A 12,913-nucleotide genomic window follows, 5' to 3' on the forward strand; every position below is an offset into this window, starting at 1 on the left:
AGGCCCGCGCTGCGGGCGAGGCGTTACAGCCTGCCGCCCGCCACCGCCGGCGCCGCCTCGCGCGCGGCGGCGCGGCGCATCACCCAGTTGAACAGCGGCGTGGCCATCAGCGTGGACACGATCGCCATCAGCACCAGGATCGAGAACAGGCCCTGCTCGATGACCCCGGCCTGCAGGCCGATGTTGATGATGATCAGTTCCATCAGCCCGCGTGCGTTCATCAGCGCGCCGATCGCCATCGCGTCGCGGTTGTTCTCGCCACTGACGCGCGCCGCGGCCCAGCAGGCGATGCCCTTGCCCAGGAACGAGGCGAGCAGGATCGCCACCGCGGCGATCAGGATCTGCGGGTCCAGCAGCACGCTGAGCTGGGTCTTGAGCCCGGAGAAGGTGAAGAACATCGGCAGCAGGAACACCACCACGAACGGCTGCAGCTGTTCGCGCAGCTTCTCGGTCAGCGCGCCCTTGGGCAGGCAGGCGCCGAGCAGGAAACCGCCGAACACCGCGTGGATGCCGATCGCGTCCATCGCCCAGGCGCTCATGCAGAACAGCATCAGCACCACCGCCAGCACGCTGGCGCTGAGCGGCTGGTCGGGACGCACGTGATCGGCCAGGCGGCGCAGCCAATGGCGGCCGACCAGCATCATGAACAACGCGTAGCCCACGCCGCCGCCGATCGCCAGGTAGGCGCTGTTCCAGCTGCCGCCGAAACTGGCCAGCACGATCGCCAGGATGCACCAGGCCGCGGCGTCGTCCACCGCGCCGGCGGTGAGCGCCAGCGTGCCCAGCGAACTGCCGGTGAGGCCGCGCTCGTGGATGATGCGCGCCAGCATCGGGAACGCGGTGATGGCGATGGCCGCGCCCAGGAACAGCGAGGCTTCCAGGATCTTGGCCTTGGCCGAGAACAGGCCCGGGGTGTGCAGCAGCCACGGCACCAGCGCGAAGGCGAGCACGAACGGCACCGCGATGCCGGCCAGCGACACGCTCATCGCGCTGCGGTAGCGGGCGCGGAAATGGTCGCCGCGGAAGTCGGTGCCGACCAGGAACATGTACAGGCCCACGCCGAACTGCGCGACCACGTACAGCATGTCCAGGGTCTGCTTGGGGAACAGCGCCTGCTGCACGTCCGGCAGCAGCCAGCCGAACAGCGACGGCCCCAGCGCCACGCCGGCGATCATCTCGCCCACCACCTGCGGCTGGCCCACGCGCTTGGCCAACAGGCCGACCAGCCGGCAGATCAGGAGGATCGCTGCCGCCTGCAGAAAGAAATAGACGGACATCTGCGGTGTGGTCATCGGCACGCATCCTTGATATGTCGGCGGATGATAGGAGCGCGGCGGGGAGAAAGCCACGCTTGCCCCCGCCAGCGCCGCGTGCCGGCCGGGGCGGCCGAGCGGCGTCGCGGGTGTCGCGGCGCGCGGCCAGCGGTACTTTCGGCACTGACCGCCGCGCGCCGGATGCAGTGCTATGCGGGGCGGCGCGCCCGGCCGGCAACGGCCACGGGCGGGGTATCACCTGATGACAGTGGGAGAGAAAGCGATGAGCGAAGCATGGACGCGGCGGCAATGGCTGGGCCTTTCCGGCAGCGCGCTGCTGGCGGGGCTGCTACCCGGCACGGCGGCGGCGAGCGGCGCCGCGGCACGGTCCGCGAACGACACGGCCGGCAATGGCGCGGGCGCAACCGACGCGCAGGCGCTGTATCGCCGCGCCCTGGTGCTCGACGCCAACACCCTGGCCTCGATCGGCCGGCTGGCCGGCGACGGCGACAGCGCCGATCGCATACGCCAGTTGCGCGATTCCGGCGTGACCGCGCTGAAGACCACGCTGGGCGATGCCGACGGCGACTTCGAAGCGGCGGTGAAGGACATCGCCGCGGCGCAGGCGCTGGTCGAAACCTATCCGCAGCACTTCCTGAAAGTGCTGCAGCACGACGACCTGCAGCGGGCCAAGCGCGAGGGCCGGATCGCGCTGATCTTCTCCTTCGAATCGGCGGCGATGCTGGAGGACAAGCCCGAGCGTATCGATCTGTTCCGCCAGCTCGGCGTGCGCGTGATGCAGCTGTCCTACAACCGTGCCTCGCCGTTCGGCACCGGCTGCCTGGACGGCGATGCCGGCGGCGTCACCGCGCTCGGGCGCGAGGCGATCGCGCGCATGAACCGGCTCGGCGTGGCGCTGGACCTGAGCCATGCCAACGCGCAGACCACCCGCGACGGTATCGCGCTGTCGCAGCGTCCGCCGGTGTTCACCCATGCCGGCTGCAGCGCGGTGTTCGCGCATCCGCGCAACAAGCTCGACCGCGACATGCGCGCGCTGGCCGACAAGGGCGGGGTGATGGGCATCTACATGCTGCCGTTCCTGACCGAGGACAGCCGCCAGCCGCAGCTGGCCGATTATCTGCGGCACATGCGGCATGCGCTGGACGTGTGCGGCGAGGACCACGTCGGCATCGGCACCGATTCGATGTTCTTCCCGGTCACCGAGCAGGACATCCGCGAGATGGACACGCTGATGCAGCAGCGCCGCCACGACGGTGTCGGCGCGCCCGGCGAGAACCGCACCCCGTACCTGCCCGACGTCAACAGCGTGCGCAAGCTCGAACGCGTCGCCGATGGCCTGCTGCGCTACGGCTACAGCGCACGGGTGACCGAGAAGGTGCTGGGGCTGAACTTCGACCGGGTGTTCGGCGAGATCTGGGCGGCCTGAGGCGCGCCGGTAGGCATAGGTATATGCCGTCTTTCAGGCTTTCGTGCTTGCTCTGATCGTTCCTCAAGCGGGCCGCTTTCGCTCCGCTTCGATGCCTAGGGATGGGTTGAGAAGCGCGAGCGATGCGTGCCTGGATTGGTGCCGAACTGGCGTCGAAACGCGCGGCGCAGCTGCTGTTCGTCGCCATAGCCCACTTGCAAGGCGATGCTCTTCAGGGGCAGCCCGGTTTCCTCCAGCGCGCGGCATGCCGCCTCGAGCCGCATCAACTCGACCGTCTTGGCGGGCGTGCGCCCCACCTTGGCAGCATAGATGCGCGCGAAGGTTCGCGGCGCCATGTTTGCACGCTCCGCGAGCTGCGGGACCGACAGGTCCGCGCCCAGATTCGCCGCCATCCACGCGTGCAGCTCGACGAAGGCACGATCCCGCGCCTGCGCCGCCAACGGCACGCTGAACTGCGATTGCCCGCCGGCGCGCTTCATGAAGACCACCAGCTGTCTGGCGGCGTCGATCGCGACGCGCGGCCCATAGTCCTGCTCTATCAGCGCCAAGGCGAGATCGATTCCCGCACTCACCCCGGCCGAGGTCCACAGATTGCCGTCGCGGATGAAGATGCTGTCCGGATCGACCTCCAGTTCCGGATGCCGGCGCTTCAATTTATCGAGCCAGGCCCAGTGCGTCGCCACGCGCCGTCCATCGAGCTGGCCGGCGGCTGCCAGAAGGAACGCGCCCGTACAGACGGAGCAGAGCCTGCGCACCGATCCGGCGCGCGCGGCGATGAAATCACGCAAGGCGGGCGTGACCTCGAACTCCTCGCCCGCACAGCCGCCCGGCGCGATCAGCGTATCGATCGCGACGTTCGCCAGCGCGCAGACCGGGACGGTGACTACGGGCAAGCCCGACCCGGTGACAATCGGGCCGCCCTGTGCCGATGCCACGATCGTGTCATACCGTGCCGGCGCGCCCGGTCCCGCGCCCCGGTTGGCCGTGGTCAGCGCCTGCAACGGACCGGCGAGGTCGAGCAGGTTCATCCCGTCGTAGGCGAGAAGCACCACGCGCAGCGGTCCGTGCGGCTGTCCCACGTGACCGATGCCGATCGGCTTTCCATCTAGGACAGCGGGAGCGCTCCGCGCTGGCAAAGACGTCATGGGCTATTGTCCGATCGCGGCATGTGGCCACCATGTGCCCTGGACCGGATAACGCCGAGTGGGGGGGGCGCGCATGTCACCGTGCCGCCTTCAGGTCGCCCCACGGATATTCCATGGCAAGCGCGGACAGACGTGCGGTGCCGCTGCCGTAACGCTCGGCGATCAGATCGAAAGCGGCAGGAAGCGCCGTGCCGGCAGGGGCGGCCGCGGCCAATGCGATGCGCACGTCCGCAGTCGGGGACGCAGCCGCCTGGGTCAGCACGCGCAGGCCGCCGCGCAGCCGTACCGGACCGGCCGTGTCGGAGACAATGCGGACTTCGTTGCGCATCGTGCGCGACCATGCTTCGGCGTGCAGCGACAACGCCACCTCGTCGTCGCCGTCCCGCACCTCCAGCGCCACCACGTCTTCGCGCTCGACGCGCATGTTGGCGCGGTGCGTGGCCTGGTCCGTCGGGAGAACCTTGAACATGTCGCTGTCGTGCGCGGCTTCCCATGACGCAACGCCCAGGCGCTCGGCGGTCGCGCGCGCCGCTTGCGTCCCGGCGATCGTCTCGACCAGTGCGAGGCTGATCGGCAGCGCGGCAGAGACCCCGGCGCTCGAGGCGACATCGCCGTCGGCCACATAGCGCAGGTTCGTCAGCCAGGTGACCTGCCGGTAGTGCTTGCGACGCTCGCGCAGCGAGGCCCAGTGGCCCGTGGCGCGGCGACCGTCGAGCGCGCCGATCTCCGCCAGCAGCTCGACGCCGTCGCAAATCGACACCAGCGCTGCGCCGTGCGCGCGTTGTGCCCGCAACCAGGCCGTTTCCTCGGCATGCTTGTCCGCCGTCGCCGGGACGATCACGTAGTCGGCCCCATCGGGGTAGGCCTTGTCGAACGCGGAGACGGTCATGTCGGGCAACAGCGTGAGCGGGCCGGCCTTCAACGGACGGTCGGTCATGTTCAGGGCGATCACGGTTGCCGCACCGGATTGCGCCAGGACGCCGTATGGCACGACGAAGTCCGACAGCACGGCCTTGTCCTGGGCGACCACGACCACCACCGGGAGCGCGTCCGGATGCTTGCGGACGTGGACGATCGGCAAGCCCGTCGCCCGCGCATTCTCTGGCTGCGCTGTCGCCGGAGAATCGGCGGCGGCAATCGATCCACAGACAGCGAAGAGGCCGGCGACGACGAAAAGGGCCATGCGGGAGCGGCGACGGGGATGGTGCGACATGGTGAAATCCGATGTGGTTGGGGTCCCACTCTCTCGGGATTCACGCTTGGCTTAAAGGTCGATCTTCCATCATTTTCTGCCAGGAAGGGAAGCGAGGGGTTCCGGAAGCTCTTTCCGCTCCAGCGTCGTCGATGCCGGCTCCAGCGCGGTATTCGCGCATCCGCGCAACAAGCCCGCTCGCGACATGCGCGCGTTGGCCGACAAGGGTGGGCGATGGCATCGACGTGCTGCCGTTCCTGACCGAGCACAGCTGCCAGTCGCAGCTGGCTCACATCAGCCGCCTGGACACGCGTCGCGACAACACCGGCGAGCGGCCCGGTCGCGTCGTTGCACGCGCCGCGCCGGACTGTTCCAGCAGCGTGGCGCCGAAGGCATTGACCCGCCTGCGGCGCAGGTCCAGACTTGCGCCCTCGTCCACGTATCGCCCGCCCTCCCATGTCGCACGCACCGCTGCTGATATTGCCGACCGACGCCCTGCGCATCAGCGCGGGCCGGGTGCGCCTGCCTGACGGGATGGAACGAGCCGAGCCGTAGCGCTCCGCCACCGCCGATCCGCCGCAGACAAGCACCCGATGGGTGCTTTTTTATTGCCTTTTTTCCAGCTGTCCCACTTTCCGAAACGCGAAGGAGAACGTGCCATGCACTACGCCGCCGAACCCGAAACCTAGCCGCATGCCCACGCGCCAACCGGGGCATGCGGCCTCCCCGTGTTGGCATCTGGAACCCCTCTCATGAACACCCAAACCCTTTCCCGCTGGCGCAACCTCGGCATCATCGCCCACATCGACGCCGGCAAGACCACCCTCACCGAACGCCTGTTGTGGGCCACCGGCGCGATCCATCGCGTCGGCGAAGTCCACGACGGCGCCGCCACCACCGACTTCTCCGACATCGAACGCGCCCGCGGCATCACCATCGGCGCGGCCGCGGTGCAGGCGCAGTGGGCGCCGCGCGGGCAGCCGGCGCATCGGCTCACCCTGATCGACACTCCCGGGCACATCGATTTCGCGATCGAGGTGGAACGCTCGCTGCGCGTGCTCGACGGCGCGGTCGCGGTGTTCTCCGCGGTCGACGGCGTGCAGCCGCAATCGGAAACCGTGTGGCGCCAGGCGCGCCGGCACGGTGTGCCGCTGGTCGCGTTCGTCAACAAGATGGACCGCGCCGGCGCCTCGTTCGAGGGCGTGCTGGCGCAGCTGCGCAGCAAGCTCGACGCCACGGTGTGGGCGGTCGGCGTGCCGCTGCCGGGCGATTCCGGCTTCGACGGCTGGGTCGACCTGGTCGGCCGCCGCGTCCTGGCGTGGGACGGCGACGGACGCATGGCCACGCGTGCATGGAACACGGACGATGCCGCTGCGTTCGCCGAGGCGCGCGAACGGCTGGTCGCCGCAGTGGCCGAGCACGACGACGCGCTGGCGCAGGCCTATCTGGAAGAGCGTGCGATCGACGACGACGCGCTGCGCGCCGCGCTGCGCCGCGCCACCCTGGCCGGCGCCGGCGTGCCGGTGCTGGCCGGCTCGGCATTCAAGAGCAAGGGCATCGAGCCGTTGCTGGACGCGATCGTCGACTGGCTGCCGTCGCCGCTGGACCGCCCGCCGGTGCCGGCGACGCGCGACGCGGACGACGTCGGCGGCACGGACATGGCGCTCGCCGCGCAGCTGGCGCCGGATCCGTCCGGCCCGTTGGTGGCGCTGGTGTTCAAGGTCGCGCATACCGCACAGGGGCCGCTGGCGTTCGTGCGCGTGTATGCGGGCACCTTGCGCGTCGGCGACATGGTGTGGACGTCGCAGGCGCGGCGTCTGCGCCGGGTCGGGCGGCTGGCGGTGGTGCAGGCGCAGCGCACCCACGACGTGGCGCAGGCCTGCGCCGGCGAGATCGTGGCCATCCTCGGCTGGAAGGAGGCGGCCAGCGGCGAGACGCTCAGCGGCGGCGACGCGCGCTGGGTGCTGGAGAGCATCCGCACGCAGCCGCCGGTGCTGGCGTGGCGGTTGGGCGCGGCCAATGCCGCGGAGCTGGTGCGGATGGGGCAGGGACTGGCGCGGCTGGCGCAGGAAGATCCCTCGTTCCGCGTCGACAGCGATGCCGAGACCGGCGAAACCCTGGTCTGGGGCATGGGCGAGCTGCACCTGGAGGTGATGGTGGAGCGCCTGCGCAGCGAGTGGCAGGTGGACGTGCGCACCGGTGCGCCGCGCGTGGCCTACCAGGAAACGCTGCGCGCCGCGGCGCTGGGCGTGGTCGGGCGGCTGTCCAAGCAGAACGGCGGCCATGGCCAGTTCGCGCAGGTGGTGCTGGACCTGGTGCCGCGCGCGGACGGCGCGGTGGTCTTCGCCGACCGCAGCCGCGGCGGCGTGGTGCCGAAGGCGTTCGTCGCCGCGACCGAGAAGGGCGTGCGCGCGGCGCTGGCGGAAGGACCGCGCGGCTACCCGGTGGTCGGCGTGGAGGTGGTGCTGGTCGATGGCCAGGCGCATGCGGTGGATTCGTCGGACCAGGCGTTCCAGCGTGCGGCGTCGGACGCGGTGAAGGCGGCGCTGGCGCAGGCCGGCACGCTGCTGCTGGAGCCGGTGATGGCCTTGGCGATCGATACCCCGGCCGCCAGCGTCGGCGACGTGCTCGGCGATCTGCAGCGGCGCGAGGGGCGCGTCGTGGCGATCGCCGAGCGCGGCACCCGCGCCGACGTGGTCGCGCAGGCGCCGCTGGCGCAACTGCAGGCCTACACCACCGCGTTGCGCTCGCTGACCCAGGGGCGCGCGTCGGCGAGCATGACGTTCGACGGCTACGCGGCTGTCAGCGCGGCGTAGCCCGCCGCCTGCGAGAGGCGCTGCACGAGGTCGAGGAGCCGGTTCGCCGGCTCCTCTTTTTTTGCCCGGCGCTTGCGCACACGCCGCGATCCGGGCTTCATAGGCGCCCCCGATACCGGAGCCGCGCATGCGTCGACTCGTTGCCATCCTTGCCTTTTTGCCTGCGCTCGCCGCGGCGCAGGCGCCGCCGTGCGCGACGCCGCTGCAGGTGGCCGAACGGCTGTACCAGGCGCGCGATTTCTATTGGCGGCCGCAGAACCTGGACGGGCTGCTGACGCCGTCCTTCGCCCATGCGGTCAAGGACGAACTCGCCTGCGCCGAGCGCGAGGGCATCTGCCGCCTGGACTACGACCCGTGGACCAACGCGCAGGACGGCGACATTGAGGGCACTCCGCGCTTTACACTGGTGTCCGGCGGCTCCCTGGCGACGGTGCTGGAAGTGCGGGTGGACTATCGGCTGGCCATCGATGCGACGCGCAAGCAGCCTGGCAGCGTGAAGATCGAACTGCAGCGCCGCGGCAACGGCTGCTGGGCGGTCAGCGACCTGATCTCGCCGGACGGCGACTCGCTGTTCGCGCGGCTGTCCGACACCCCGGAATAGGCGCCGCGCATAAAAAAACCACGCCGACCTGCGCCGGCGTGGTTCGGACGACCTGCCCGCGCCCTGCAGCGGGAGGGTAGGCGCGAAGGCGTCCGCGACTATTGCAGCTTCAGCATCACGATCGCCTTGGCCGGCAGCGCCACCTTCAGCGTGCCGCCCTGCAGGCTGGCGCCGCCGAAGGCCGCCGGCTTCACCACCTGCGGCTGCTCGAAGGTGTTGAGCGCAGTGATCTTCGGCGCGGTGAGGATCTGCCCGCTGACGCCGCTGGCCTGTACGCCGTCCACGCTCACCGCCACCTCCGCGGCGCGGTTCGGGTCCAGGTTGGTCAGCGCCACGTAGACGTGGCCGTCCTTCGCCTTGACCGCCGAACCGTGCACCGACGGCACCGTGTACTCGCCGTGCTTGTAGTCCGGCGCCTTGATCTGCAGCGGCAGCGCGGTCGCGTCCTGGTACGGCTTGTACATCGCGAACACGTGGTAGGTCGGGGTCAGCAGCATCTTGTCGCCGTCGGTGAGGATCATCGCCTGCAGCACGTTGATCATCTGTGCGATGTTGGCCATGCGCACGCGGTCGGCGTGCTGGACGAAGATGTCCAGGTTGAGCGAGGCCACCAGCGCGTCGCGCAGCGTGTTCTGCTGGCGCAGGAAGCCCGGGTTGACGTTGGGCAGGCCGCTGTACCAGGTGCCCCATTCGTCCACCACCAGCGCGACCTTCTTGCCCGGGTCGTACTTGTCCATGATCGCGCTGTGCTTGCTGATCAGCTCGTCCATCAGCAGCGTGCGCGACAGCGTCTCGATCCACGCGGTCTCGTCGAACTCGGTGGACGAGGCGCGCGGCGGCCAGCCGCCGGGGATGGTGTAGTAGTGCATGCTCAGCCCGTCCATGTACTTGGTGGCCTCCCGCATCATCACTTCGGTCCAGTGGTAGTCGGCATCGCTGGGGCCGGGCGCGATCTTCATGATCTTCTGGTCGGCCGGCGCCTTGACGAAGGTCTGGTAGCGGCGGTACACGTCGGCGGCGTATTCCACGCGCATGTTGCCGCCGCAGCCCCACAACTCGTTGCCGACGCCGAAGTAGGGCACCTTCCACGGCGCGTCGCGGCCGTTGCCGCGGCGCTGGTTGGCCAGCGTGGACTTGGTCGGCGCGGTCATGTACTCGACCCATTGCGCCATCTCGTCCGGCGCGGCGTCGCCGACGTTGCCGGCCACGTAGGCCTGGGTGCCGAGCAGCTCGGTGAAGTCCATGAACTCGTGGGTGCCGAAGCTGTTCGGTTCCTCGACGCCGCCCCAGTGCGTGTTGATGCTGGTCGGGCGCTTGGCGCGCGGGCCGATGCCGTCGCGCCAGTGGTATTCGTCGGCGAAGCAGCCGCCGGGCCAGCGGATGTTGGGCACCTCCAGCGCCTTCAGCGCCGCGACCACGTCGTTGCGGTAGCCGCGGGTGTTGGGGATCTTCGAGTCCGGCCCGACCCACACGCCGCCATAGATGCCGTTGCCCAGGTGTTCGGCGAACTGGCCGAACAGGTTGCGCGAGACCTGCGCACCCGGCTGGTCGGCGTGCAGCGTGCCGCGCACCGCGACGTCGGCGGCCTGCGCCAGGCCGGCGCCGAAGGTCAGCGCGGCCACCGCGGCGGCCAGCGGCAGGCGTCGCCGCCAGCGTCGCGCGGCGTTCTTCAGTGAGCGGGTCGAGAGCATCGTGGGTCTCCTAGGTGGATGGTGCGGCGGTGCCGTGCACGGACGCCGCGTCGGTGATGAGGGGCGGCGCCGGCCGCACGCGGCGCATGCACGGGATCGGTGCTGCACGGGGCCGCTGCGGCGCACAGCGGCAGTCGCGGGTGGCAGGGCGCGGCGTGGTGGCGGTATCGGTGCAGATCGCAGTCCTTGTGATCGGTGAGGGTGCGGCGCTGCGGCAGCCCCCGGCCGCGGTTCGAGCATAGGCAGGCCGGCGCGTTGCGACCAATGACTTAAATCCTCGCTGCTATAGCCGATTCGCATCGCTGGCGCGGCTGTCCGCTGACGTGGTCGCCGCGCCGTCCCGTTGCGCTCCCCGATGCGCGCATCGAGGATAGGCGAGCGACAGATAGCCGACCAATGATTTAAATCGGCGTATCGATATGGGGATTGCAATGATGCGATGCCGCAGATCGTGCATGGAGTGCGCCTCGCACCCATCTCGCCGTGGCGCGTGATCGCAGTCGCAAGCATGTGGCGTGGTGCATCGATGCACCAACCTGCGCGGCGATGGCTTGCGAGCGGCCGCGCTGGTTATGCTGCGCGGCACGCGTGGACTCCGCACGCGCCTACAAAGGACCCCGCATGTCATCGATCTTCGGCCAGCTTCCCGACGGTACCGCCATCCAACGCTTGCTCCTGGACAGCGGCGCCGGCTTGCGCGCGGAAGTGCTGACCTATGGCGGCCTGCTGCGCGGCTTGAGCCTGGAGACTGCGCGCGGCCGCACCGAACTGGTCCTCGGGCTGCCGACGCTGGACGCGTACCTGCACGACCCGGCCTATCTCGGCGTGCTGGTCGGCCGCTTCGGCAACCGCATCGCCGGGTCGGCGTTCAGCGTGGACGGGCAGCGCTACGCGGTCACCGCCAACGAAGGCGCCAATCATCTGCATGGCGGCGCGTGCGGATTCGGGCGCCGGGTGTGGTCGGTGCAGGCGCAGTCCGAGCGCAGCCTGCAGTTGCGCTACGACTCGCCGGCCGGCGAGGAAGGCTATCCGGGCAACGTGCAGGTCAGCGCCGAGTTCAGCGTGCACGGGCGCACCCTGGAACTGCAGTTCGCTGCGCAGACCGATGCGCCGACCCCGCTCAATCTCACCCATCATCCGTACTTCAACCTGGCCGGGGATGCCGGCGTGGCGGCCGCCGCGCAGTGGCTGCGCGTGCCGGCCGACCGCTACCTGCCGGTGGCCGACGCGGCGTTGCTGCCGACCGGCGAGGTCGCCGCGGTGGCCGGCACGCCGTTCGACTTCCGCCGTCCGCGCGCGATCGCCGACAAGGGCGGCGCGGCCGATCCGCAGTTGCGCCTGAGCGGCGGCTACGACCATTGCCTGGTGCTGGCCGAGCCGCGCGACTGCAGCGCCATCCTGTATTCGCCGCACAGCGGCGTGGCCATGCGCATCGCCAGCGCGATGCCGGCGCTGCAACTGTACGAAGGGCACTGGCTGGATCGCCAGCATCCGGGCCTGGGCCGCGGCGTGTGCCTGGAGCCGCAGGGCTATCCGGATGCGCCGAACCAGCCGGGCTTCCCCGACACCATTCTGCGTCCCGGCCAGGTCTACCGGCACCGCATCGAATACCGCTTCGCCGAGGTCGGCGCGCATGCCGATTGGGTCGCGGTGGAGGCGGCATTGGCCGATTGAGGTGTGATGCAGAGCTGCCGGCAGGCAGCGCGCCCTGTAGGAGCGGCTTCAGTCGCGACAGATCGTTTCCGCAACCGACATTTCCTCGGCGCCGGCGTCGCGGCTGAAGCCGCTCCTACAGGGGAGACATTGCATCCCCCAATGCCGACACGCAGCCGCTACTGCGGATGCCCGAGCACCAGTTCGATGACGAACTTGCTGCCGAAGAACGCCAGCAGCAGCAACAGCATCGCCGCCAGGGTCCAGTGCACCGCCTTGATGCCGCGCCAGCCGTAGCGCCAGCGACCGAACAGCAGCGCGCCGAACACGATCCACGACAGCACGCTGAGCACGGTCTTCTGCACCAGCCGCTGCGCCAGGAAATCCTGCACGAACAGCACCCCGGTCAGCAGGGTCAGGGTCAGCAGGATGAAGCCGACCACGATGGTGCGAAACAGCAGCGTCTCCAGCGCGGTCAGCGGCGGCAGCGCGCGCAGCCACGGATGGAAGTCGCGACGGCGCAGCGCGCGCTCCTGCAGCCACAGCATTACCGCCAGCAGCGCGGCGATGCCCAGCGTGGCGTAGGCCAGCAGCGCCATCCATGCATGCAGCTGCAGCCGCCAGTCCAGCACCGGCGCCGGCTCGTGGCCGTGCGAGTGGTAGGCCAGCAGCAGCGCCGCCGACAGCGGAAACACCACCACGCCCAGCGCCGCCATGCGCCCGCTGGCGCCGACCAGCGCGGTCATCAGCGCCATGCCCAGGCTGACCAGCGACAGCGCGGCGAAGAAGTGCATGTCCGGCCCGCCGGCGGTGTGCAACGCCACCTGCACGTGGTAGCCCGCATGCAGCGCCACCGCCGGCAGCGCCGCCCACAGCCAGCCGCGGCTGCGCTCGACCCGGTCGCGCACCACCGAGCCGACCAGCAGGCCGGTAGCGGTCAGGTACAGCAGGGTCGCGACGAGGATCAGGAGCATCGCGCCAGTTTCGCATATCGGGCCTGCGCTCGTGGCGGCGGCCCGGTCGATCGGACGCACCCGCTCGCGCCGCGCCCACGGCAGCGCGCCATGCGCGGCGGCATCGGCGGCACCACGAGGAAGCCGGCAGGCGGCGGCACC

9 protein-coding genes are annotated in these 12,913 nt (G+C 70.1%); 4 read left to right on the plus strand and 5 right to left on the minus strand.

Going from position 1 to position 12,913, the window contains the following annotated elements:
- Positions 1–23 precede the first annotated feature (23 nt).
- The gene (locus HDC36_RS21225; RefSeq protein WP_179570840.1) at positions 24–1,292 is read right to left on the minus strand and encodes a cation:proton antiporter; all 1,269 of its coding nucleotides are present in this window, start codon (positions 1,290–1,292) and stop codon (positions 24–26) included.
- A gap of 244 nt (positions 1,293–1,536) precedes the next feature.
- Between HDC36_RS21225 and HDC36_RS21230 the strand changes: the two genes are divergently transcribed.
- Positions 1,537–2,700: a membrane dipeptidase gene (locus HDC36_RS21230; RefSeq protein WP_179570841.1), complete on the plus strand. Its 1,164-nt coding sequence runs from the start codon at positions 1,537–1,539 to the stop codon at positions 2,698–2,700.
- 95 nt (positions 2,701–2,795) lie between these two features.
- Here HDC36_RS21230 and HDC36_RS21235 read toward each other — a convergent pair whose 3' ends face one another.
- Both HDC36_RS21235 and HDC36_RS21240 read right to left on the minus strand, forming a co-directional pair.
- Positions 2,796–3,752, minus strand: a complete 957-nt coding sequence (locus HDC36_RS21235) for a DJ-1/PfpI family protein (RefSeq protein ID WP_343204365.1) — start codon at positions 3,750–3,752, stop codon at positions 2,796–2,798.
- Between the two features lie 169 nt (positions 3,753–3,921).
- The gene (locus HDC36_RS21240; RefSeq protein WP_179570843.1) at positions 3,922–5,058 is read right to left on the minus strand and encodes a DJ-1/PfpI family protein; all 1,137 of its coding nucleotides are present in this window, start codon (positions 5,056–5,058) and stop codon (positions 3,922–3,924) included.
- A gap of 731 nt (positions 5,059–5,789) precedes the next feature.
- Between HDC36_RS21240 and fusA the strand changes: the two genes are divergently transcribed.
- Together fusA and HDC36_RS21250 are read left to right on the plus strand one after the other, a co-directional pair.
- Positions 5,790–7,853 (plus strand): elongation factor G, encoded by a 2,064-nt coding sequence (gene fusA, locus HDC36_RS21245; protein ID WP_179570844.1) that lies wholly within the window; start codon positions 5,790–5,792, stop codon positions 7,851–7,853.
- A 127-nt stretch (positions 7,854–7,980) separates the two neighbouring features.
- The gene (locus tag HDC36_RS21250; RefSeq protein WP_179570845.1) at positions 7,981–8,454 is read left to right on the plus strand and encodes a hypothetical protein; all 474 of its coding nucleotides are present in this window, start codon (positions 7,981–7,983) and stop codon (positions 8,452–8,454) included.
- A gap of 98 nt (positions 8,455–8,552) precedes the next feature.
- Here HDC36_RS21250 and HDC36_RS21255 read toward each other — a convergent pair whose 3' ends face one another.
- Complete coding sequence (locus tag HDC36_RS21255; RefSeq protein WP_255432853.1) at positions 8,553–10,145, minus strand: alpha-L-arabinofuranosidase C-terminal domain-containing protein; 1,593 nt, start codon at positions 10,143–10,145, stop codon at positions 8,553–8,555.
- Positions 10,146–10,766: 621 nt separating this feature from the next.
- Between HDC36_RS21255 and HDC36_RS21260 the strand changes: the two genes are divergently transcribed.
- The gene (locus tag HDC36_RS21260; protein ID WP_179570846.1) at positions 10,767–11,819 is read left to right on the plus strand and encodes an aldose epimerase family protein; all 1,053 of its coding nucleotides are present in this window, start codon (positions 10,767–10,769) and stop codon (positions 11,817–11,819) included.
- Positions 11,820–11,977: 158 nt separating this feature from the next.
- Here the strand turns inward: HDC36_RS21260 and ccsA are convergent, their stop codons facing one another.
- Positions 11,978–12,772, minus strand: coding sequence for a cytochrome c biogenesis protein CcsA (gene ccsA, locus HDC36_RS21265; protein WP_179570847.1), 795 nt, complete (start codon positions 12,770–12,772; stop codon positions 11,978–11,980).
- Positions 12,773–12,913: the final 141 nt, after the last annotated feature.

The sequence above is a fragment of the Xanthomonas sp. JAI131 genome (assembly GCF_013410075.1).
GTDB classification, from domain to species: Bacteria; Pseudomonadota; Gammaproteobacteria; order Xanthomonadales; family Xanthomonadaceae; genus Xanthomonas_A; species Xanthomonas_A bonasiae.

Coding starts and splice junctions, on each gene's coding strand:
- HDC36_RS21240 (WP_179570843.1), bottom strand. CDS start 5,058: ATGTCGCACCATCCCCGTCGCCGCTCCCGCATGGCCCTTTTCGTCGTC.
- HDC36_RS21225 (WP_179570840.1), bottom strand. CDS start 1,292: ATGACCACACCGCAGATGTCCGTCTATTTCTTTCTGCAGGCGGCAGCG.
- HDC36_RS21250 (WP_179570845.1), top strand. CDS start 7,981: ATGCGTCGACTCGTTGCCATCCTTGCCTTTTTGCCTGCGCTCGCCGCG.
- fusA (WP_179570844.1), top strand. CDS start 5,790: ATGAACACCCAAACCCTTTCCCGCTGGCGCAACCTCGGCATCATCGCC.
- HDC36_RS21260 (WP_179570846.1), top strand. CDS start 10,767: ATGTCATCGATCTTCGGCCAGCTTCCCGACGGTACCGCCATCCAACGC.
- ccsA (WP_179570847.1), bottom strand. CDS start 12,772: ATGCTCCTGATCCTCGTCGCGACCCTGCTGTACCTGACCGCTACCGGC.
- HDC36_RS21230 (WP_179570841.1), top strand. CDS start 1,537: ATGAGCGAAGCATGGACGCGGCGGCAATGGCTGGGCCTTTCCGGCAGC.
- HDC36_RS21255 (WP_255432853.1), bottom strand. CDS start 10,145: ATGCTCTCGACCCGCTCACTGAAGAACGCCGCGCGACGCTGGCGGCGA.